The organism is Planktothrix pseudagardhii (assembly GCF_904830925.1).
In the GTDB taxonomy this organism is placed as follows: domain Bacteria; phylum Cyanobacteriota; class Cyanobacteriia; order Cyanobacteriales; family Microcoleaceae; genus Planktothrix; species Planktothrix tepida.
Genome location: NZ_LR882967.1, coordinates 3,243,089 through 3,264,628, shown reverse-complemented (window position 1 = coordinate 3,264,628; position 21,540 = coordinate 3,243,089). Strand labels below are relative to the sequence as shown.

At 38.2% G+C, this 21,540-nt stretch carries 19 protein-coding genes and 2 pseudogenes; 11 read left to right on the top strand and 10 right to left on the bottom strand.

Annotated elements, in window-relative coordinates:
* Positions 1 to 211: 211 nt before the first annotated feature.
* Positions 212 to 1,861, bottom strand: a complete 1,650-nt coding sequence (locus tag NMK36_RS13875; protein WP_083580107.1) for a glycoside hydrolase family 10 protein — start codon at positions 1,859 to 1,861, stop codon at positions 212 to 214.
* A 286-nt stretch (positions 1,862 to 2,147) separates the two neighbouring features.
* Between NMK36_RS13875 and NMK36_RS13870 the strand changes: the two genes are divergently transcribed.
* On the top strand, positions 2,148 to 3,020 hold the full coding sequence (locus tag NMK36_RS13870; protein ID WP_072720608.1) for an S-methyl-5'-thioadenosine phosphorylase: 873 nt from the start codon (positions 2,148 to 2,150) through the stop codon (positions 3,018 to 3,020).
* A 110-nt stretch (positions 3,021 to 3,130) separates the two neighbouring features.
* Here NMK36_RS13870 and NMK36_RS13865 read toward each other — a convergent pair whose 3' ends face one another.
* Positions 3,131 to 4,375 carry an RNA-guided endonuclease InsQ/TnpB family protein gene (locus NMK36_RS13865; protein ID WP_254173976.1) on the bottom strand — a complete coding sequence of 415 codons (1,245 nt, stop codon included), beginning with the start codon at positions 4,373 to 4,375 and terminating at the stop codon, positions 3,131 to 3,133.
* 293 nt (positions 4,376 to 4,668) lie between these two features.
* Here NMK36_RS13865 and NMK36_RS29110 point away from each other — a divergent pair, with 293 nt between their 5' ends.
* From NMK36_RS29110 to NMK36_RS13855, 3 genes are all read left to right on the top strand, one after another.
* Positions 4,669 to 5,007, top strand: coding sequence for a transposase family protein (locus NMK36_RS29110; protein ID WP_438822822.1), 339 nt, complete (start codon positions 4,669 to 4,671; stop codon positions 5,005 to 5,007).
* Positions 4,958 to 5,515, top strand: a complete 558-nt coding sequence (locus NMK36_RS13860; RefSeq protein WP_437126719.1) for a transposase — start codon at positions 4,958 to 4,960, stop codon at positions 5,513 to 5,515. Before NMK36_RS29110 ends, NMK36_RS13860 begins: the two co-directional genes overlap by 50 nt.
* A gap of 104 nt (positions 5,516 to 5,619) precedes the next feature.
* The gene (locus NMK36_RS13855; RefSeq protein ID WP_072720607.1) at positions 5,620 to 6,348 is read left to right on the top strand and encodes a Uma2 family endonuclease; all 729 of its coding nucleotides are present in this window, start codon (positions 5,620 to 5,622) and stop codon (positions 6,346 to 6,348) included.
* A 59-nt stretch (positions 6,349 to 6,407) separates the two neighbouring features.
* Here the strand turns inward: NMK36_RS13855 and NMK36_RS13850 are convergent, their stop codons facing one another.
* Complete coding sequence (locus NMK36_RS13850; protein ID WP_072720606.1) at positions 6,408 to 6,953, bottom strand: hypothetical protein; 546 nt, start codon at positions 6,951 to 6,953, stop codon at positions 6,408 to 6,410.
* A 13-nt stretch (positions 6,954 to 6,966) separates the two neighbouring features.
* On the bottom strand, positions 6,967 to 8,385 hold the full coding sequence (locus NMK36_RS13845; RefSeq protein ID WP_245824319.1) for a tetratricopeptide repeat protein: 1,419 nt from the start codon (positions 8,383 to 8,385) through the stop codon (positions 6,967 to 6,969).
* Positions 8,386 to 8,586: 201 nt separating this feature from the next.
* Between NMK36_RS13845 and petP the strand changes: the two genes are divergently transcribed.
* Both petP and NMK36_RS13835 read left to right on the top strand, forming a co-directional pair.
* Positions 8,587 to 8,793, top strand: a complete 207-nt coding sequence (gene petP / locus NMK36_RS13840; RefSeq protein ID WP_072720604.1) for a cytochrome b6f subunit PetP — start codon at positions 8,587 to 8,589, stop codon at positions 8,791 to 8,793.
* A gap of 195 nt (positions 8,794 to 8,988) precedes the next feature.
* Positions 8,989 to 10,083 carry a Get3/ArsA fold putative tail anchor-mediating ATPase NosAFP gene (locus NMK36_RS13835; protein WP_254173975.1) on the top strand — a complete coding sequence of 365 codons (1,095 nt, stop codon included), beginning with the start codon at positions 8,989 to 8,991 and terminating at the stop codon, positions 10,081 to 10,083.
* A 96-nt stretch (positions 10,084 to 10,179) separates the two neighbouring features.
* On the opposite strand, the gene NMK36_RS13830 is transcribed toward NMK36_RS13835, so the two are convergent.
* Complete coding sequence (locus tag NMK36_RS13830; protein WP_072720602.1) at positions 10,180 to 10,572, bottom strand: hypothetical protein; 393 nt, start codon at positions 10,570 to 10,572, stop codon at positions 10,180 to 10,182.
* Positions 10,573 to 10,928: 356 nt separating this feature from the next.
* Positions 10,929 to 11,735 (bottom strand): 5'/3'-nucleotidase SurE, encoded by an 807-nt coding sequence (surE, locus tag NMK36_RS13825; RefSeq protein WP_072720601.1) that lies wholly within the window; start codon positions 11,733 to 11,735, stop codon positions 10,929 to 10,931.
* 303 nt (positions 11,736 to 12,038) lie between these two features.
* Here surE and NMK36_RS13820 point away from each other — a divergent pair, with 303 nt between their 5' ends.
* From NMK36_RS13820 to NMK36_RS13810, 3 genes are all read left to right on the top strand, one after another.
* Positions 12,039 to 12,695, top strand: a complete 657-nt coding sequence (locus NMK36_RS13820; RefSeq protein ID WP_072720600.1) for a calcium-binding protein — start codon at positions 12,039 to 12,041, stop codon at positions 12,693 to 12,695.
* Between the two features lie 236 nt (positions 12,696 to 12,931).
* Positions 12,932 to 14,812: a calcium-binding protein gene (locus tag NMK36_RS13815; RefSeq protein WP_072720599.1), complete on the top strand. Its 1,881-nt coding sequence runs from the start codon at positions 12,932 to 12,934 to the stop codon at positions 14,810 to 14,812.
* 148 nt (positions 14,813 to 14,960) lie between these two features.
* Entirely contained in the window at positions 14,961 to 15,452 is a 492-nt protein-coding gene (locus NMK36_RS13810; RefSeq protein WP_254173974.1) for an inactive serine/threonine-protein kinase VRK3, read from the top strand.
* 12 nt (positions 15,453 to 15,464) lie between these two features.
* Here NMK36_RS13810 and NMK36_RS13805 read toward each other — a convergent pair.
* The 3 genes and pseudogenes from NMK36_RS13805 to NMK36_RS13795 all read right to left on the bottom strand — a co-directional run.
* A pseudogene (locus NMK36_RS13805) lies at positions 15,465 to 15,836 on the bottom strand (IS701 family transposase); the annotation flags it as partial.
* A 24-nt stretch (positions 15,837 to 15,860) separates the two neighbouring features.
* Positions 15,861 to 17,072 carry an ISAzo13 family transposase gene (locus tag NMK36_RS13800; RefSeq protein WP_072721577.1) on the bottom strand — a complete coding sequence of 404 codons (1,212 nt, stop codon included), beginning with the start codon at positions 17,070 to 17,072 and terminating at the stop codon, positions 15,861 to 15,863.
* Between the two features lie 127 nt (positions 17,073 to 17,199).
* Positions 17,200 to 18,168, bottom strand: a pseudogene (locus NMK36_RS13795) (IS701 family transposase); the annotation flags it as partial.
* Between the two features lie 75 nt (positions 18,169 to 18,243).
* Here NMK36_RS13795 and NMK36_RS13790 point away from each other — a divergent pair.
* Positions 18,244 to 18,876 carry a protein kinase domain-containing protein gene (locus tag NMK36_RS13790; RefSeq protein WP_302184689.1) on the top strand — a complete coding sequence of 211 codons (633 nt, stop codon included), beginning with the start codon at positions 18,244 to 18,246 and terminating at the stop codon, positions 18,874 to 18,876.
* Here NMK36_RS13790 and NMK36_RS13785 read toward each other — a convergent pair.
* Complete coding sequence (locus NMK36_RS13785) at positions 18,873 to 19,985, bottom strand: IS630 family transposase (protein ID WP_254172743.1); 1,113 nt, start codon at positions 19,983 to 19,985, stop codon at positions 18,873 to 18,875. The genes NMK36_RS13790 and NMK36_RS13785 overlap by 4 nt on opposite strands.
* Positions 19,986 to 20,033: 48 nt before the next feature.
* Between NMK36_RS13785 and NMK36_RS13780 the strand changes: the two genes are divergently transcribed.
* Positions 20,034 to 21,413 carry a peptidase domain-containing ABC transporter gene (locus NMK36_RS13780; protein WP_254173973.1) on the top strand — a complete coding sequence of 460 codons (1,380 nt, stop codon included), beginning with the start codon at positions 20,034 to 20,036 and terminating at the stop codon, positions 21,411 to 21,413.
* Positions 21,414 to 21,540: the final 127 nt, after the last annotated feature.

The following is a 21,540-nucleotide window of genomic DNA, read 5'->3' as shown; positions in this document are numbered from 1 at the left end:
AATCTAATTTGAGGATTTCCTGACAATCTTTTAAAAAACGGAACAATTATCAAATTTTAATTATAAAAACTTATCTTATTTCTACAGATTCTCGATAAAGTCAGTATCAAACCAATGATTTACCCTATACCCTATTTCTATCTCAGTGTTAGGGCGAGGCGACCTCGCCCCTACAATTTAGGGTTCAAAGCTGTGTTTAATATCGGATGAATTAAGACACAGAAACAACCTGTTCAACGCTTTCATTCCCCATTCTATCTACCGCACGAATGGCATAACTTCCAGGGTTAACTCGAACAGAAGTTGTATTTTTATCCACAACTTTAACTAACTGCCAACCGTTAGAAAATTGTTGATAAATTGCCCAAGAGCGGATATCGTTTTCAGCAGAAGGCATCCAAGAAATCATCCCCGAATTCACTTGAATACCACTGGGAGTTTCAGGAGGTTGATTATCCAACCAAGGCATGGGGGGAACTAAGGCTGGGGTGGGATAAATCGCACTTTTAAAAACCTCATTAATGCCTTGACGATTATCGCGGAAAAACTTCATACTAAAAAAGATATTTCCTAAAGATAATTGGGGAGATCTTTGTCGAGAAATCGCCACCTGTCGTTGCAGTTCAGATATAGGCCATTCGTTGTCAATTCGATACAGAGCATTTCCGGTATAAACATGGCGCCGCTGGGGATTATGTTGTAACCACCAATCTAATAACACTGGATAACTTTGTTGAGGCGGATCAATTTTCCAATACAGTTGAGGGGATAAATAATCCATCCATCCTTGTTCTATCCATAATTTTACATCAGCGTAGAGAGAATCATATTGATCTAATCCTACCGTTCCGGGTGCTGCTCCAGGGCGATAAATTCCAAAGGGACTAATACCAAATTTGACATAAGGTTTTGTCGCTTTAATGCCATCATGAATGCGTTTAATCATCAAATTAACATTTTGACGTCGCCAATCTCCTAACCCTAACGTTCCGCCAGCAGCACGATAGGCATTATAGATTTGACTATCAGGAAATGGAATACCATCTTTAGGATAGGGATAGAAATAATCATCTAAATGGATGCCATCAACATCATACCGTTGTACCACATCCATAATTACATTAAAGGTTTGATCTTGAACTTCCCGCGCACCGGGTTCCATCCAAACTAAATCCCCATATTGATAGGCATATTGAGGAAATTTTGAAGCCATGTGATTCGGCGCAAAGGGAGCATTTCCTCTTAATCTTGCGCGATAGGGATTAAACCAAGCGTGTAATTCAATATTGCGTTTATGAGCTTCTTCAATGGCAAATTGTAGCGGATCATAATAGGGATTTGGGGGAGTTCCTTGAGATCCGGTTAACCACGCACTCCAAGGTTCTATACTGGAACTATACAACGCATCACCATTGGGACGAACTTGCAGAATTAACGCATTTAAGTTTAATTCTTGCATTCGATTTAAGATGGCAATGAGTTCAAATTTTTGTTGATCAACGGATAAATTAGATTTAGACGGCCAATCAATATTGGCAACGGTCGCGACCCAAACCCCACGAAATTCTCGTTGATGATAAATAGCACTGGTTGAATTAACGATTCCCTGAGCTAATAAATTATCCGATTGTTCCTGTCTCAATGTAGCGATATTAACCGAAGTGGAAAGTACCGGAAATTGAATTAAGGTTAATCCCAGAAAAACACAACAGACGGAGAAAGCGAAATAGCGTTGAAAACGGGTAATTTTTCCGAGTCTAAATCGTTGAATGTGATTGTGAAGGGAACGGGTGAAAGATTTTAATCGTTTGACACCCATAGACCAAAAACGAGTCTGTTGTTGAATGGAGTTCCAATTCATGCTTTGTGTTGGAGAAGATGACTAATATCAGTTATCAGTAAATAGTGATCAGTTACCAGTTATGAAATCGTTGACAGTGATCATTAATTAGTCAAGTCTTAATTTAACTTCTTTCACTGATAACTGATGACTGATGACTGATGACTGATTAATAGCTTAACGAATAAGGGGGACATCTGACAAGAGATGTTTAACTCCGTCAACAAAATCCTTCTCTTTCCTGAGTAAATGATGCTCCATTTTCGGTACAATACCTAAGTACAACTTCGTCAAGGAAACGAACAAAATGAGTGAGGTTAAAATTGGGATTATTGGGGGAAGTGGATTATATAAGATGGAGGCATTCACCGATGTGGAGGAACTACACCTCGATACTCCGTTTGGTCATCCTTCCGATGCGATTTTAGTGGGAACCTTAGAAGGAATGCGAGTCGCATTTTTAGCTCGACATGGACGAAACCATAATTTTTTACCGACAGAATTACCTTATCGTGCTAATATTTACGCGCTTAAAAGTTTAGGCGTTGAGTATATTATTTCCGCTTCGGCTGTGGGGTCTTTAAAAGAAGAGGTTAAACCCTTAGATTTAGTCGTTCCTGATCAATTTATTGATCGAACTTATCAACGAAATTCTACATTTTTTGGTGAAGGGGTTGTGGCTCATATCGGCTTCGGTCATCCCTTTTGTTCTCAACTCTCAAAAATTTTGGGACAAGCGATCACGAGTTTAAATTTACCCGATATTGATTATCATTTATCAGGAACCTATGTCTGCATGGAGGGGCCAGCCTTTTCTACAAAAGCTGAATCTAATTTATATCGCAGTTGGGGGGGCAGCATTATTGGGATGACGAATTTAACGGAAGCCAAATTAGCCAGAGAAGCAGAAATTGCTTATACTACTTTAGCTTTAGTTACCGATTATGATTGTTGGCATCCCGATCATGATCATGTCACCGTAGAAATGGTGATTCAAAATTTACATAAAAATGCGGTTAATGCTCAAACAGTCATTCAAGAAACCGTGCGAAGATTAAAGGATCATTTACCACCTTCTGAAGCTCATTCAGCGTTAAAATATGCCATCTTAACCCCCCTAAATCAAATTCCTCCAGACCGACTCCAACAGTTAGAACTATTCTTGAAAAAATATATCTAAACGTAGGGTGGGCTATGCCCACCTAAATTCTCTATAACTTAATAACAGAAGTGTCAAATTTAAAGGATCAATACCTGTTGACACTCCCCGCTCTGAAGAGACGGGGATTCTTAAGAGATTTTCACTCTTAAAGGCTGAGTCAAACAACCCCTACCCACTCCGGCAAAACCATTGTGGCTACTTTTCTTTCCGATATTGGCAGCGCCATTACAATCAGCATTAATCAAATGCCCTTGTTGAGAACAATACAATCCACGTTTAACCCGTTTTCCAGAAAATTGATATTTTTGGGACGGGTCAGGATTGTAGACGGGAATATGATCACCATCCAAGAAACTTGCCTTACTGGTGTAAGATTCTTCCTGTTCGTGATACTTCAATCCATATCGTTCACACAAGTTTTTGAGTTTTTGTCTCAAACTCCAATAGGGAATTTGAACAAAATTCTGATTGTTTTTAGCTCCGATATTGATTTCTTGTTTGATACCGGGATTAACGCCAATAATCACCGTTCCAATCTGGTGTTCAATACACCAATTAATAATGTATCGAGCCGATTTGTTCAAATAATCTCTAACAAAATTGTTGCGGTTGAGTGTCAATCTAGCTTGACGTTTTGTGGTTCCCTTGATTTTTTGCAGATCTTTGATACTCTGCAATCTTGCATTTTCCTTGTTGAACCATTGGTTAACTGTTTTAAGTGGTTTACCATCCAAAAGAAAGGATGCCCCAACGGTACTGACACAAGTAGCAAGATTATCAAGTCCCAAGTCAATTGCAATAGCGTGGTCAGGATTAATATCTTGAGGTTCGGGTTCTGCTTCTACAACATATTCAATTTCAAAGAATCGCGCATTGTATTTGGGCAGAATTCGCACCTCTTTCAATATCTTTCCGTTCAATCGCTCAGGAAATGGAAGACGGATAGAACCGAATTCCTTTCTAAATGCGTTAGACATAGGGACTTCAAACCCTCCGTTTTTTACCTTAATGCGTGGCATAATCAACGGAAAGTAACCTTCTTTTGGAAGGTATTTGGGCAAACGAATTTGCTCAAACCGATACAACCCTTGCTTTGCTGCTTTAATCAAGTTAAAAAAAGAACGGAACGACCGATCTACCACCTTCAGCGTTTGCTGTGCAATGTCGGTATTGAGAAGTTTGTAATTCTCATTCTCTTTGCATTGATGGTAGTTCGATTCATATCTCAAGTATCTCTGCTCAGAAAAATAGAACTGTCTAACCGAGTAAAGTCCTACATTGTAAAGGTTTTTACTCAATCTACACAGTTCTCTCAGAGCCAGGAACTCTTGCTTACTGAGGTCACGAATTTGACATTTTTGAGTCAGATACATCAATTAGTCCTCTGCCTACAGCTATTATATAGCGAAAGTAGATTTTGGTGTTGATAATCTAATAACTAGGCGGCTAAAGCCGCTAATCGGTTTTCCTCCTGGCTCTGAAGAGACCAGGTTTCCAACCTCTAGGAGGTCTTGATGATCGTTCATCCCCAACCCCAACTTATGACTCCCCAGGAATACCTAAAATGGGAAGAACAACAACCCCCTGGCTCTCCTGAATAAATAGTGTAAAATGTAGCGTAAGCTACGTTTTACACTCCGACTGAATATGGACTTTCAACTAGAGCGTGTGCTTCGACCTCCCGAATATTACGGTGTTCACTTGTCAAGAACAAGAAGGTTTTATTGTTCTTAAATTAGACTTATTAAACGAGGGGATTACTTGTCCACATTGTCAAAATTATACCGATCATATTCATCAAACTCGCTCGATGTTAATCCGAGATCTATCTATTTGTGGGCAGGGAGTTTATCTGCATCTACCCCGTCGCCAATTTTATTGTGCTGGATGTAAAAAATATCCAACAGAACCCTTAGAATTTGTAGAGAAAAGGAGGAATTACACCATTCGTTATAATGAGAGCCAAGGTCAAAGAGGTTTCTGTGGATATGTGGGGAGGATTTAAAAAAGTGATTCGGGAAGTTTTTCCTAATGCTTTAATTGTCATTGACCGATTTCATGTGATGAAGTTAGTCAACAGTTCTCTGAATCAACTTCGACTTAAATTAGAACTAAAAGGCTTAAAAAATCGGTGCTTACTGCTGAAAAATTATGTCGATTTAACCCCCGAAGAGAGAAGGGATCTGAAACTGTTGTTAAAAGCCTCCCCCTGTTTGAGCATCGCTTATGAATTAAAAGAGGAACTCCGAGATATTTATGAAAGCAGTACAACGGTTCTTAGGGGAATGAGAAGATTAAAGAAATGGCTCAATTCGGCTCTCATTGTTTTTGGAAAAACCGCCCAAACTCTTAAACACCATCTTCCCGATATTTGCCATTATTTTATTAATCGAACAACCAGTGGAGTTATGGAGGGATTAAACAACCGGATCAAATTAATTCTTCGTCAAAGCTATGGCTTCAAAAATTTTGAGATGATGCGCCAAAAGCTACTAGCTTGTCTTTTTATATAAGCCTTACTTATAACCATAAGTATAGGAGAGCCGGAATTTATTGACAGTTAAGCAGTTAATTGATATAATAATAATAAAAATTCACTACCCTTGCACGGATAATCATGTTAGCTACCTCCCCCACCTACACGATTACTTGGGAAAAGTTGCCGGATGATTTTGTGCTACCCGATGACCCTGTGGATAATATTAATCAACCCGCCCTTGCTGCCGCCTTAACTGAAGGTTTACAACTTGCCGGAAAACTACCAGAAACCGCCCTTACTCCCACTAACTATGGGATTTGTGCTACGATTAATGGTAAATTAGCGATAAAAGCTCCAGATTGGGCTTATATTCACCCCATTACGGTTAGTCGAGAAGAAGTTTTTCGCAGTTATACCCCCCATTTACAGGGGAATATTCCAGCCCTAGTGTTAGAGTTTTTATCCGATACTGACGGAGGAGAATATTCCGTTAAAGAAACCTATCCCCCAGGGAAATTCTTCTTCTATGAACAGGTTTTGAAAGTACCCAATTATGGAATTTTTGACCTCAAAACCGGAATTTTAGAACTCTACCGTTTCGGGGATAACCAACGCTATCGGCTGGAGTCTGCTAATGAACAAGGCTGGTTTTGGATACCGGAAATGCAGTTGTTTTTGGGGGTATGGGAAGGAAACCGCCAAAACCGTCAAGGCTATTGGCTGCGTTGGTGGGATGAGCAGGGAAATTTACTATTGTGGGGCGCTGAACGAGTTGAGGAAGAACGTCAACGGGCTGATCAGGAGCGTCAACGGGCTGAGAAATTAATCGCCCAACTTCGCGCTGCTGGTATTGAGCCTGTGGAATAATCAGTTATCAAGTATCCGCATTATCAGTTAGTCATACAATCATTAGAGTTTATAGAATATTAACTTTTAGAGGGGGTAACTCGTCGATTTCTGAGTCTGTGTTTATCATCTTCTAGGGTATATTCTTCTAAATCATCATCTTGAGTTGAAAGGGAGTCTAATTTATCTTGAATTCCTTGGAGGGTTGCTTCGGTGACTTGAAAAGAATCTTGAAGATCATAAACAATATCCTGAGCTTCCGCAATACGAGCATAAAAGTCAGGGATAAAATCATCTTTTAACGCATCTAACTGTTGAGAACATCTGCGACTGTCTTGGGTGACTTTAAAAAATAAAATTAAAATGCTAAAAACACTAGCAGTGGGAACAAGAACAGCCAATAAAATCCAAGCTGTTAATAAAGGATTAACCCGTCTGAGACTTCGAGAAACTTCATTTTCAATTAACTCTCGGATAAAAATGCGATCGCTAAGTTGAGAGGCTTTTAAGGTAAAACTTTTCTCTATTAAAGGTCTAAATTCATGAGATTTAAAATCACAAAAATAAACAGAAAACAAGCTTAAATAAGAAGAGAAAAAACTAAGAAAAACTTGGAATATATTCATGGAAATTCAATAATTAAGAGTCAAAATTTAACTGTTGGAATTTTTCATCCTGTCGAATGAGATCAAAATCTGTTTCCCGTTTAACCAATTTTTTACAAACATCAGGATTTAACCGAATTGCTCGTTTTAAATTTTCCAGGGCCAACTCAACTTTTCCTTGAAGAGCATAACAACGAGCTTTATTATACCAAATTCGATAAAAATCAGGACGAATTTTTGCCGCTTGATTATAGGAAGAAATAGCTTCATCATACTTTTTAACTTTAGCTAAAGCAAAGCCACAATTATTCCACGCATCCATATAATTTTGTTTTAATTCAATTGCTCGTTGATAGGATAAAATTGCGGCATCATAATGATTGAGCTTTCCTAAAGCTACCCCACGATTATTCCACGCATCGGCATAATGACCTCGTAATTGAATAGCCCTTTCATAAGATACAATCGCTTCATGATACCGTTGTAATCGGGTTAAAGCAACACCTCGATTATTCCAAACCTCAGCTAAATCAGGTTTAAGTTTTAAGGCTTCATCATAATGTTGAATTGCTGTTTCTAAATGACCCTCTAAAAATAACTTATCTCCTTGTTTAGCCATAAAAACCGCTTGTTTGAGTTGTTCCTCACTGGTAGAAACAAGAGATTCTGCGGGGCAAGCTTTCCCTTCTAAAGCTAGTGTTTCCGGTTGAGATATGACTGAAGATTGAGGAGCAACTTTATCAATAGTAAAGGTTTGATTATTTTCTGATTCTGGGGAAGAAGAAAACTGAACCGGGATTAAAATTTCCGTCGCAGGATGGGTTGAAATCTCAGTTTGAGATGGAATAGAAATTCCATTACTTTCAGGTAAAGATTCAGTTTGAATCTTAGTCGGAACTCCCGTATTTTGAGGCTGTTCAACCCAGACTGCTTCAATCACAGGTAAGGGAGTTTGAGTTGTTAGAGTTTGTAATGTTTCATGGGCTAAATCATTTTTATGTTGCAATTGATATAAAATTTGTCTGGCTTCCGTTAGAACCCGCTCCATTTCCGTGAGGGTATCCACTTTTAAACTTTCAATCTCTTGTTCTGCGGATGCTGTTTGTTGGGCTAATTTTTTCAACAAAAACCACACCCCACAGGCAGCAATGGTATTCAAAAGAAGTAACAACAGTAAAACCAAACTTAATAATGATAGATGACGACGAAACGTATTATCAACTTGAGTTTCAACTAAATCTTGAATATCTTGTTCCTGTACAGAAGATTCGGATATAGGAGGGGTTTGAGCCAGGGGAAAAGCCCAGGACTCAGCCGATAAAAAGGTAAAAAAAAGTAAAATAGTCGCAGTAGCGATCCGACTGCGTTGAGCAAAGGTCTGGGGTGTCAGCATCGCCTGTGTCCAAAATAGACAAAAGGTGAAGGCGATCGCAAATGTATTTTTGTTTTTCATAACATCTAAGCGTGAATCGAGGAAATCCAAATGGGAGACCCCCAGGATCAAATCATCGAAGAACAGGAAGAATTAAGAAATACTATCATGTCTGAGTGGATTCCCCAGAGGATCTTGATTGTTAATGGACTGTCTTCTTAAATCAGGTAAACTCATATTAGAGTCAATGAATTGGTTAATACCCCAAGGAGAACACCGGACGTGTCAATCGAAATTGGTCAAAGAGTCAAGGTTCGCCGAATCAGAGAGCGAGTCCCTAATGATGTTGTCGATCAGTTAAAGCAAAATCCCTTTGGAACCGTCAAAGAATTTAAAATGGTTGACGGGAGTGGAGTCGGTTTTATTGTTCAACTCGATAACAAAACATCAACCTGGTTCTTTGAAGATGAGCTAGAAGTTTCTCGCTGATCTGCCCCCCACTGCGGGACAGAATAATTCTCAGGGGATGATCTGCATCCTGTAGCATTAGGCTGTTGTAGATCATCCTCTTAAAGCTTTTGTCATCTATCCGTCGTTTGGTCTAGTTAATTTTCAAAAAACTTGCGATAGGATCAAGGGCGATCCCATGATCAAGTTTCCCTGAGCGAGATTAGGAAATCATAAATGGCCCTGACATTAACATTTTTGGGCAAAGGTGGTACAGGTCGGACAATATTGGCGATCGCTGCGGCTAAACAATTGGCAGCCAGTGGTCAGCGAGTGTTGTTCGTCGAACAAGATAATAGTCCCGCCTGTCACCTGTTGCTAGAAACGGAAGTCGGTTGTGATCCAACACCGATCACGACGAACTTAAAAGCCGTTCAACTGAAAAGTGCAGTATTACTCGAACGCAGTTGGGAAGAGATTAAAAAGCTAGAAAGCCAATATGTTCGGACTCCCTTTTTTAGGAACGTTTATGGTCAGGAATTGGGGGTTTTACCGGGGATGGACAGTGCCCTAGCTTTAAATGCGATTCGGGAATATGACGGAAGTGGCGATTATGATGTGATCATTTATGACGGGTTAGCCAGTCAAGACACCCTGAGAATGTTGGGAATGCCAGAAATTTTAAGCTGGTATCTTCGCCGTTTTCGGAATGTGTTTATGGAGTCAGACTTAGGCAAAACCTTATCTCCTTTTGTGCAACCCATCGCCAGTAGTATTCTCAATATTGATATTTCTGGGGATACCTTTGCTCAACCGACTCAAGAAATGAATAATATCTTGGATCAAGGGAAAGCGGCGGTATCTGATCCCAACCGAGTGGCGGCTTATTTAGTGACGACCCAAGATGAAGTTGCGATCGCAACAGCCCGATATTTATGGGGAAGTGCTCAACAGGTGGGGTTAACCGTTGGGGGGGTACTGTTAAATCAAAGCTTACTCACCGGATCAATTACAGAAGCCTTTGATCCCTTAGTCGTGAGTCTGATTCCCCAATCTCACAGTCCAAACTGGCAACCCATCATCGACGCTTTACCCGATTTCACCCAGGCGCAACTCGCTCCCAAACCGATTAATATTGATGTGAATGAGCGCAAGGTGAGCTTGTTCTTACCCAGTTTTGATAAAAAACAAGTCAAGCTCACACAATACGGCCCAGAAGTCACGATAGAAGCCGGAGATCAACGGCGAAATATCTTCCTCCCCCCTGCCTTAACTGGAAAACCTGTTACCGGGGCTAAATTCCAAAACGGTTATTTAACGATTAGTTTTTAATTGAGGTTGACGGTTGACAATGAATTGTTAATCGTCAACCCAAATTAAAAGGTTTTGAGTTTACAAGAATAGAATTAAGTTTTGTGATTGAAATTATTAATAAGGATCAGATAAAGAAGATTTAGGGGAAGATTCGACTTGAGAATCAAGGGTTTGATTATTTAAGGTAACTTTTTCGTTAATCGTAACAACTATTCCGAGAAATAAAAGACTGCTAATCACCGCTAAAAGGGGTAATCCTTTTGTTAAACTTAAATCCCGTCGAATCCGGGCAAAAGGATGACTTTGCCGTCGCAGCATTTGGGCAACCGCACACTGCTGAAGACAAAAGGGATCTCTGACATAATGACCACTTCTGCTCATCACAAAATGGGTATGGCAGTGAGGACAGGTAAAGAGTCCACCTAACATTCCTACTGAGGGCAAAATGCTAGTATGATGGCAAATGGGGCAAGTAACAGAATGAGCATTAAAGGTATCTGCGTTCATAACAACTGGACTCAAACGTAGAAAACTAAGGGTTCATTGAAACTGGAGAAAATTGCAACAGCTTGGGCAGTAGGATGTGTTTCTGCTTTCTATTACTTCTAGTCTACCTCTAAGGAGAGAGAGTGTATCGTTGAGAAACGTTAACATTTGTAGAGAAGAACTTCTCCAGCAAGAGGTTAGCATCGCTCAACCACTTCTGGGTGCTCATTCAGTCTTAGCTTAGATCAAGGATAGATAGGATTGACCTCATCGGGAGTCAGCATCCCCATCTCTATTTTCCCTTCTCAGAAACCAGGAAAATCCTCGAATATTCTAGCTTTTGACTGTGATTTTCTGTCTTCTAGTGCTGCCAATTCTTACCGATTAATCAGTAAGGTCTCTGACCAAATTTGTAATTTTTGTAATTCTGTAACATGGGTAAGATTATATTGCAATGGGGTAATGGTGATGAAACCTTGACGCAAGGCATGAACATCAGTGATAAACTCATCGAATTCAGAGGGTGTATTTAACAGTTCCACATCTTCCATTAATTCTCCGGTAAGCCAATAATAGGTTTTTCCTCTAGGGTCAAGGCGTTTTTCCAAAATATCCACATAACGACGAATCCCTTGACGAGTAATCATCACTCCTTGAATCTCTTGGGATGAAACACCCGGAACATTAACATTAAGTAACATTGGTTCTGGTAAAGGATTTTTTTCTAAAGCTTGAATTAACGTTTGAGCAAATTCAACGGCTCCTTGAAACTCGCGTGAAGTATAACTTCCTAAACTAAAAGCTATACTGGGAATACCCTGAATTAACCCTTCCATCGCTGCCGAAACGGTACCTGAGTAAAGAATATCTGTTGCGACATTAGGCCCATGATTAATTCCCGCTAACACCAAATCGGGAGGGCTCTCTAAAATACCAAATAGTCCCACTTTCACCGAGTCGGCGGGAGTTCCCGAACAAGCCCAAGCGGTCACAGAAGGTGCAAAAATATCCTTGACCTGTTCAACCCGAATCGGATGATGTAACGTTAAACCATGACCTGTTGCCGATCGTTCCTGATCAGGACAAACCACCGTCACTTCATGACCAATTTGGGCTAAACCATTGGCTAAACTACGGATTCCTTGGGCAAAAACCCCATCATCATTACTAATTAACAGTTTCATAAGACTTCAGGAAAAAGGGGAAACAAACATGAGGTTACTCAACAGAGGAAACGCAATTCTAGGGAATTGATTCCTCCGTGAAATCGGGGACTATAACCCAGAGGAATAACTATCTTTTGTATAATTATTATTTTGCATCTCAAACGTTAAACAATAGTTTGGGATAAACGGTAAAATTCTAATTGCTTCATCTCTAAAAGTCAGTTGAACGGATTTCCTATACACCTTGCACCCATCTAGGTTTACATGATTTTATACTAACCTATAGCTAATACAGTTCTCAAGATTGCTTGAGCTTAAAAAATGTCTGTGTTTTTTGTTAATGACAATGGCGCTGCGATTATCAATATTGGGGGATTAAACCCACCGAGTCGGGAATCTGTGACTCAAGGGATTATTGTACCTCCTATCATCGTTAATCCGATTTTGGGAGATGCCTATTTTGACTCGACAACACTGATGATTCCACCTTTAGTAACTTCCAGTGGAGAATTATTATCGGGGACATCGGGTCATGATGTGTTAACGGGAAAAGAGGGAAATGATACTTTGCAAGGATTACAAGGGAATGATCTTCTCCAGAGTCAAGGCGGGAATGATTTTCTATTCGGAGGACAGGGGAATGATAAATTGATAGGTGGCGAAGGGAATGATGTGTTAAGTGGCGACCTAGGACAAGATTTGCTAACGGGAAATTCAGGAAATGATATTTTTATTCTTCCGGTGAGTGCGGCGGTGAACAATATTAATACTGTCGATATTATTACAGATTTTATTGTCGGTGAAGATCAAATTGGTTTAACGGATGGGTTGAGTCAAACTAATATTATTCTCACTTCTACTATTCTCAGTGGAACCCCTGGAACTTTAATTACTGTGGCTCAGTCTAATCAATTGCTGGGATTTATTGCTCATGTATTCCCTGGGGGGTTAACTCATCAATTTATTCAAGTTGATTAGCAGGATAGAATCTATTTTTCAAAATCAGCTGTTTTTTAAACTTGATTCGGGCAACTATTTTCTCCCTAGCTCTGTAATAATCCTCTCGATTTCTTCCCTTTTACTGGTTTTCATTGTTTAAATCTTATCAGACTCATTTTATAATTAAAGTCCTGAATTCGCTTGACAGTTAAGGATATTTTAATTAGGTTTGAGTTAGATTTTGCATTTTCTACAAAAAAAGAGAGTAAAAATAAATGGCTACTTTTCAAGGAACAGATTTAGGCGACGTTCTTCAAATTGGTGCTTTCCCATTGGTTAGCATCACTAAAGATGGTCAAATTCTGAATCCCCTGATTATGGTTCAAGAATCTGATTTAGCCGGAAATGATACCATCTTGTTATTGAATGGGGCTGATAAAGCCGATGGTGGAGCCGGAAATGATACCATTGATGCCGGAGCCGGAGATGATAATCCCATTAATGGTGGAGATGGGAACGATAGTATTACCCTAGGAGATGGAAATGATAACGCCATTGGGGGTTTAGGAGATGATACTATCCTCGGTGGTAAAGGGAACGATATTGCTGATGGTGGAAAAGGAAACGATTATATCGATTTAGGAGAGGGAGATGATAACGCCATTGGTGGTGAAGGAAATGATATTTTTGTTGGCGGTTTAGGTACGAATAATCTTGATGGGGGAGATGGGAATGATACCCTTTCCTATTTAAACGTTACCCCCACTTCTCCGGCGGGAGCGGCTCGAATTACAGCTAATTTAACAACAAAAGGTGAAGTTTTAGATGCTGCTTTTGTTGCCATTGCTACTGATAATATTACTGGGCCGATTGAAAATATTATTGGTGCTCCAGGTATTCCTAATGATTTAACAGGAGCCGGAGGCGATAATATTTTAATTGGGGGGGCTGCCAGTGATAATTTAGTTGGAGCCGGGGGGAAAGATACCCTGCAAGGGGGTTTAGGCGATGATTTCTACACCGTTACAACGACAGGAAATGGCACTCAAATTCAAGATACTGGAGGCAGTGCAGACAGTCTTTTTATTCCGGGTGTCACCCTGTTACTTTCGGGGCCGAGTACAACCGGTTATGGTTTAGAACGACAAGGAAAAAACCTAGCTATTGACTTAAATATTGATGGCAAAATTGATTTGACTCAAGATTTATTAATTGTTGATTTTTATGCCGATACAACAGCAAAAACCGCAGGAATTGGGTTTATTGAAAATGTTGTTAATCTGAAAGGGGAAGATATTCTCAACGCCAATATTCCCAATACTGCACCCCCTCCAACCTCTAATGTTACCTGGACAACACCAACGGCCTCTGTGAGTGATCCTGGGCCAGATGTTCCAGCACCAGGGGGTGGGAATACCGTGTTTGTTGACCAAGGAATTACATCCTATGTGTTTACTAACGCCTCCGATAATGTTTTTGTCCCCGCAACGGCTGCTAACCTTTATATTCAAGCCTTGAATGGAAATGATTTCGTTGTAGGAAGCGCATCAGCCGACAATATTAATGGCAATTTAGGGGCTGATATTATTTTAGCCGGTGGCGGGAATGATGGCGATCGCACTGTAACCATTCCAGCCAATACCATTCGCACAGCCATTCGCGGTGGAAAAGGGTCGGATAACCTCGATGGTCAAGAGGGAGATGACTTACTCAATGGTAACTTGGACAATGACACCGTATTGGGAGGTGTGGGAAATGATATTGTCCGAGGGGGCAAAGGTGCAGACGTCTTAGATGGTGGTGCAGGTACAGATTACTTGATTGGCGATGCAGATCAAGATAAACTCACCGGAGGGGCAGATGCGGATATCTTCGTGTTACCCGGAGCGTCCGTCGCTGCAACCAGCTTAAATCAAGCTGATTTAATCACTGATTTTCTCACGGGAACCGATAAAATTATGTTACCCGCCGGGATAACCTTTGCCCAACTGACATTAACGGCTGTTACCGTACAAGTTGATGGAAGTACAGCACTACCCTCTACAGCCATTCAATCAGGAACCACCTATTATGGATTGGTACAAGGGATAACCCCGGTTCAACTCACCGCAGCTAACTTTATTGCGGATGATCCCAATATTACAGTTTTAGGATAGATATTAGATCACAAACCGGGTTTGTTAATTGCCCTGACTGTTAATAGCTTTTGCTATTGCAGAAACCCGGTTTCTTGAATTTCTTGATACCAGCAAAACCATTGACTGCTAGAATGAAGTCAGGAGCTCCTTATCCCCAGACTTAACTATGAGTCACTGTCTTAATCCCAATTGCTTACAACCTAATCCCAACACTACAATTTTTTGTCAAAAGTGCGGTTCTAAATTAGTGTTACAAGAACGATATTTTGCTTTAAAAATATTAGGACAAGGGAGTTTTGATCTAACGTTTCAAGCATTTGATACAGAAAAACCCTCTCAACCCTATTGTGTAATCAAACAATCTTTTTCGCAAGTTCAAGACCCGAATGCTCAAGAAAAATCTGAGGAACTCTTTAAACAAGAAGCAATTCGATTAAAGCACTTAGGAAAACATCAGCAAATTCCTGAATTATTAGATTATTTTATTCAAGATCATCATCAATATTTAGTTCAAGAATATATTGCCGGACAAAACTTAGCCCAAAACTTAGCGCGACATGGAGCATTTTCAGAAACTAAAATCATGAATTTGTTAGCGCATTTATTACCCCTTGTAGGATTTATCCCTCTTCTGTCACTCTCCGAAATCAACAAGTAATAAAAAGTAGAGTTATCCATTGGGAAAATAAGATTGAAATTGATTAATATTCTCAATTAATTTATGAAAACCCACTAATAAATGGCGGTCGGGAAAAATATCTAGCCACGGGACAATCAACCACAATATAATAGTAGGCTGAATTATTAAACGCAGATTATTTAAAACATTTTTCCATCCCTCTTTGTGATTCCATTGTTGATGAGTTGAGCAATCGGTGGTGTTTTTTTTGCTCTCAGATTCTCGGGGACTGCCTTGACTTAAAGACCGGAAAACTTCGGAGTTGAAACTAATCATTAAATACACACAGAAAATGATTTCCCACCATTTTTCTATATCGGGAAAATCCGTCAACCGATAATCAGTCCAACCCAGTTCTTGTTTAGGAATGAAAAATCAATAAATGGATTAATGAGTGAGTTGAGGTACGGCTCGATAGTTCCATTTGGGTAAATATTCATCAAAAACAATTTTCAGAGTTTTTTTGAAATGATCAGTTACCTTCCGACCCGTTTGATAGACCTGATCAACGACATTAACAACGACAGATAGCCCTGTATTAGTACGAGTTTTTTCCATGAGAGTTTTGACCAAACCAAGACTGGTAAAAATCACTCCTTGACAAGCTCGAGTTAGATGAGGAAAAAGTCGATGTTCAATGGGATTATATTTAGATGTATAGGGAGGGTAATGAGCAATTCTGATCTCAATTCCAATTTCATCCACTAACTTTTGTAAATCTTGTTTAAAAATATAATGATTAGCATTATTACTGCCACCCCCATCACACTTAGCTAAAATCGAATTGGCATGAGGATAGAGAGCTTTTCCATAATGATTCCACCAATGTTTAAGAGCATTACAAGCAAATTCACTGGTATCTTTACTGTTACCTAATGTTACATATCCTCGGTTTTTTTGAGTATCGTAAATGCCATGGGGAATGACTTTTCCATGACCTAAGCTCCAAAAATCATGATCCCAAGTAGTAACAGGCTCAGTTGTATACAGAGTACCTGGACGATATAAATTCCCTAAAACTTCTTTCTTTTTAGTGTCAAAACTAATAATAGGATTACCGGCTTCTCTATACAGGGTATCGAGTCTAGCAATATTTTCAAATTGAGCATTTCGGTCTTTATTAATTCCTGTAGTTTGCTTTTTTTGTGCTTTTCGCTTGACATACCCATGCTTTTTTAAGAGTTTCTTTACGGTGGGAGGACTGATATTAAATCCGGCTTCCTTAAGTCCCAAAGCAATTTCTTTGTGGGTTAAATTAGTCCATTTAATTGACTCGTTCATAGGATCTCCGGCTGTGCGGGACTTTAACACTTCTAAAAAGGCTTCATCTATTCCAATTTGGGTGGAAAAAATACTTTTTCTTCCTCCTCCTTTTTTTCTAATTCTTACATCATTAATAGTCTGTTCATCCAGTTCTTTTAACTCTTTTATTCCTCGGACGATTGTGTTTCGAGTACAACCCAACAGTTTGATGATATAACTAATTCCTCCCCATCCCAGTTTTTGAGCCTCTATCGCTGCATATCTTCTTTTATCCTTTTCTGATAAAGAGTTATAAAACTTTTTCATTTCTTCCTCAATTGAACTAGAATAAAACATAGGTTTTAAGTTAAGTTGTGTAGTTTAATCGAAAAATCCGTTGCCCGGTTCTCTCAATTTTTGTAAAATCTGCCATCAGTGCCTATACTTCATTATACCTGAAGCCCATCAAGTTATTACTTTTTCATTCCTTACATTGTCGAAATCCATATTCCACCCATGTTCTTAACCCGTATAAATTACCTAATGTCTTTTTCATCTGGCTTCTCTTCTCTGTTAAATTTGTCATGACAAACGAAGTTGATGTTTCTGGCATCGTTTCTGGATCTGTGGTAATTTCCCAATAGGTTCTTGTACTTCTTTTCCCAAATATGATTTCTCTAATATATCTGGTTTCTGATTCTTGATTGCTAAAAATCCTCTCAAATTTACACCATTTGTTGGCTCTAACTTTCTGCTCGCTTGACATCCAGACTCCATGATTACTTCTTATTGCTAGTACCCAAGGAATTTGAAATTGATCTAATGTACTGATAAACGAACTACTTTCACCATAAAGGCTATCTGCTAATACCAATTCAATCTGAAATCCCCAATCAACCAATTCTGTTAGAATTTCTGATGCGATTTCAATCTTAGTTTTGTAGACATCTCCTTCTTTTAATGTTCCTTTGGGTTTAAATACTCTAAACACTAAAGGAAAGGTTATATTTTTATAAACACCGTAAGCATTAACTGATACTATTCCCCGATCTGTTTTGCCCACACTTCCCAAGTATTGTCTAGCTATATAGTCGGTTTTTTTTCCCTTTCTCCTATCTCCTGTCTCATCAATTATTACTATAATCTTCTCTCCTTTCAATGCTTTTAGAGTTCGGGCTAATCTTCTTTCCTTTAATTCCCTTGCTGACCAAGGCGAATTGGCTAAGAAATGATGCAGTGATTGTGGCGACCTAATTCCTACTATTTTAGCAATTTCCGGTAAAGATTTTCTCGGAATTGGTGAGATAATTCCTAGATGTAAGTATTTAAAACATTCGTAACTTCTCACTTCTGGGAATAGGTCTTTATAACCTTGACAATATTCATCAATCACTGAAACTGTTGGTTGTGCATCTCGGGCTAAATGTTTGATCATCTGTAATTCTACATCCATTACCCTATCCCCCTTCTAGCTACCCATCTGGTTTATTTTCTAATTTTACTCCTCGGAGACTGACAGAAGAGGGTTATTCATAAACATAATTGTATTCATCAAGATATTAAACCGGAAAATATTATTAAAAGACAGGGGGAGCATAAATTATTTTTAGTCGATTTTGGAGTTTCCAAAGCGATTACCCGCACGCCGTTATCAGTAACAGGAACTGTTATCGGTTCTTCAGGATATATCGCCCCAGAACAAGCGTTGGGAAAACCGACTTTTGCCAGTGATTTGTATAGTTTAGGAGTAACTTGTGTTCATTTATTAACCAATGTTGAAGCCTTTGATTTATTTGATGTTTTTAAAGGCAGATGGGTATGGCGAGATTATTTAACAGTTCCCGTCCATGATTCTTTGGGTCAGGTATTAGATAAACTCTTACAACAGGCAACGGATAACCGCTTTCAAACGGCTCAAGACGTCTTAAATCATCTACCCTTAAAAGCCAAACCGATATCACAACCGATATTACAACGGGTAGCAGAACCAGATATAGAATTAAAGTCAGCTAGAGGAATTAATTATTATCATTTAGAACAACTTTTAAAAGCCAAAAATTGGAAAGAAGCTGACGAAGAAACGGCTCATAAAATGTGTGAAGTGATGGGCAGAACAGAGGAAGGATGGTTAGAGGAAGAAGATAAGCTGTTGTGTATTTAAACTGTGATTATAGCATTACCTTTGTTTTTAAGTTTACGTCCCCATTTAATAGATAACTGTCCTTCATTTAAAAGCTGATGTAATAAACACTCTAGCTCATCAACTGATTTAAAGAGTCGATGAGCTATATATTCTTTAGCTGAATGCCAGACTAATTCAATTAAATTATAATCTGGACTATATGCTGGAAGAAATTCTAAATAGACATTCGGCATTTCTGCTTTAATTTTTTCTAGGTACTCTTCTTTTTTGTGAAAACTTGCATTGTCAAGAATAATCAGGATCTTAGCTCCTTTTTCTACAAATTCTTCTGCTTGATTTCCCGCTAATACCCATTCATAAATTAGCTCTTGATAAAAACTTTTTAACACTTGATAAAAATTATCTGCATTTCCTTTATCCAGAAATTCTACAAATCTTTTTTTATCCGAGTACCTCAATCCTCCCATCACATTAACTCTTCCTTTCCTCCTGTCTCCTCTAATCTGTTTCCTCTTCCCTTTTTTACACCAATTCTTTCTTTTTATCACTCTTAAATTAAATCCACTTTCATCCCAAAACCATACCTGTAATTGTTCTGGACTTTCTTTTGCTATTTTCAAATATTCTTCTATTTTATCTTTAAATAATTTTCTTTTTTCTGGATCTCTTTTCTCTTCTAAGCTATACTTTGCCCACAAATAAACATACTTTTTTTCCTTTAATATCTTTCTCACTTGTGAACTACTTAATTTGATTCCTGTGATTTGTTCTAAATAAGTTGCCAATCTTTCTCCTGTCCATCTCCCAAATTCATATCCTAATTCTTCCGGTTCTTTTTCTACTGTTTCTAATAATATCTCTATATATTTGTCTGTGGCTTTTCTATAATTTCCTTTCATTCTTTCATCTTTTAGGCTTTCTAATTTGTCAGGGTCTCCATGTACACACCAATAACATACTTTGTTTAATGAGCAGCCCAAAAACTTGGCAATTTCACTTTGCTTTTTACCATCATTTAGCAATAATAAAATCAAGATTCTTTCTCGGATTTGTCCATTTTCTTCCTCTTTCAATCTTTTCTGTAGTTTCTCTACTTGCTTTTCATTTAAATGATTTTTAGCAGGCATCTTTTGATTGATTTTTCTAAACTTGGTTTTTCATTATACCCTATTTAGATGCTTAACAGCTTAAGCCGTTTAAAAGATATTCAAGAAATTAATTTCTTTATTTCTCAATCGTTTGTTAGAGTTTTGACTCAATCTTTTACCGCTATTATTTCGTTGAGTTTAATGCTATTTTATAGTTATAAATTAACTTTATTAATCATATTTATCACCTTATTGAGTGCGACATCATCTTTAGTTTTTTTGATGTCTTTAAGAAAAAAAATTAAAGATATTATGGTATTAGAAGGAGAAACTCATGGGGTTTTAATTGAAAGTTTCAAAGGCGCAATTACCTTAAAAACAACGACAGCCGAACCTCAATTCTGGGAAGATTTACAAACTCGTTTTGGCAGATTAGCCAATTTAGAATTTAAAATCGGACAAATTGGAGTAACAAATTTTAATTTCTCTGAGATTATTTCTAGTATTGGAGGGATAGTTTTATTGTGGTTTGGAAGTACCTTAGTTATTAATAAAGAATTAACCATCGGACAACTTTTAGCCTTTAACAGTATGAGTGTTAATTTTACTGTTTTTATTAAAACAGTAGTAGGTTTACTGACTGAACTTGTTAGAATAAGAATTATTATTCAACGAATTTTTTCAGTAATTGATTATCCTTCAGAAATTGATAATGATGTTCAAAAAGAATGGGTAACATTTAAAAATAATGATATAATTTACTGTGAAAATATATTATATCATCATGCAGGAAGATTAGATTTATTTCAAGATTTTAATGTCGATATTAAAGGAGGAAAAGTCACAGCAATTATTGGGGAATCCGGTTGTGGAAAAAGTACCTTGGTAAAACTTCTAGCGGGATTATACGAATTGCAGGGAGGAACAATTAGAGTCGGGGCTTATAATTTACAAAATTTAAGTTTAGAATGTATTAGAAAACAAGTGATTTTAGTGCCCCAAGAAGCTCAGTTTTGGAGTCGGAGTATTATTGAAAATTTTAGAATTGGATCACCTCATGTTACTTTTGAAGAAATTGTCAAAGCGTGTCAATTTGCCCAAGCCGATAATTTTATTGATCAACTTCCTGATAAATATTTTACAATCTTAGGGGAATTTGGGGCTAATTTATCCGGCGGTCAGCGTCAAAGATTAGCAATAGCTAGAGCGATTGTAAATGATCCCCCTATCTTAATTTTAGATGAATCAACATCAGGATTAGATCCGATTAGTGAAGAAAATTTATTAAATGAATTATTAACTTATCGTCAAGGGAAAACCACAATTTTAATTAGTCATCGTCCTAGCGTGAATCGGAGAGCAGATGAGATTATTTATTTAGAAGAAAGTCAATTAAAATTACAAGGAAACTTAAATAAGCTCCTACAACTTGATGGACAACACTTAAATTTTTTAAGATTAAAATAGATTGTAATCATTTAAAACTGATATGAAACAGCCAGAAGTATTATCCCTGTTCCCTGTTCCCTGTTTCCTGTTCCCTTATTGTGTATATTAATATTTTTAAATTGATTTGAGATTTAATTAACTATAA

Coding starts and splice junctions, on each gene's coding strand:
- surE (WP_072720601.1), bottom strand. CDS start 11,735: ATGAAACTGTTAATTAGTAATGATGATGGGGTTTTTGCCCAAGGAATC.
- NMK36_RS13875 (WP_083580107.1), bottom strand. CDS start 1,861: ATGAATTGGAACTCCATTCAACAACAGACTCGTTTTTGGTCTATGGGT.
- NMK36_RS13830 (WP_072720602.1), bottom strand. CDS start 10,572: ATGAACGCAGATACCTTTAATGCTCATTCTGTTACTTGCCCCATTTGC.
- NMK36_RS13810 (WP_254173974.1), top strand. CDS start 14,961: ATGAGTCACTGTCTTAATCCCAATTGCTTACAACCTAATCCCAACACT.
- NMK36_RS13860 (WP_437126719.1), top strand. CDS start 4,958: ATGAGAGCCAAGGTCAAAGAGGTTTCTGTGGATATGTGGGGAGGATTT.
- NMK36_RS13820 (WP_072720600.1), top strand. CDS start 12,039: ATGTCTGTGTTTTTTGTTAATGACAATGGCGCTGCGATTATCAATATT.
- NMK36_RS13845 (WP_245824319.1), bottom strand. CDS start 8,385: ATGAAAAACAAAAATACATTTGCGATCGCCTTCACCTTTTGTCTATTT.
- NMK36_RS13815 (WP_072720599.1), top strand. CDS start 12,932: ATGGCTACTTTTCAAGGAACAGATTTAGGCGACGTTCTTCAAATTGGT.
- NMK36_RS13865 (WP_254173976.1), bottom strand. CDS start 4,375: ATGTATCTGACTCAAAAATGTCAAATTCGTGACCTCAGTAAGCAAGAG.
- NMK36_RS13785 (WP_254172743.1), bottom strand. CDS start 19,985: ATGCCTGCTAAAAATCATTTAAATGAAAAGCAAGTAGAGAAACTACAG.
- NMK36_RS13835 (WP_254173975.1), top strand. CDS start 8,989: ATGGCCCTGACATTAACATTTTTGGGCAAAGGTGGTACAGGTCGGACA.
- NMK36_RS13855 (WP_072720607.1), top strand. CDS start 5,620: ATGTTAGCTACCTCCCCCACCTACACGATTACTTGGGAAAAGTTGCCG.
- NMK36_RS13850 (WP_072720606.1), bottom strand. CDS start 6,953: ATGAATATATTCCAAGTTTTTCTTAGTTTTTTCTCTTCTTATTTAAGC.
- NMK36_RS13780 (WP_254173973.1), top strand. CDS start 20,034: ATGCTTAACAGCTTAAGCCGTTTAAAAGATATTCAAGAAATTAATTTC.
- NMK36_RS13870 (WP_072720608.1), top strand. CDS start 2,148: ATGAGTGAGGTTAAAATTGGGATTATTGGGGGAAGTGGATTATATAAG.
- NMK36_RS13800 (WP_072721577.1), bottom strand. CDS start 17,072: ATGTTTTATTCTAGTTCAATTGAGGAAGAAATGAAAAAGTTTTATAAC.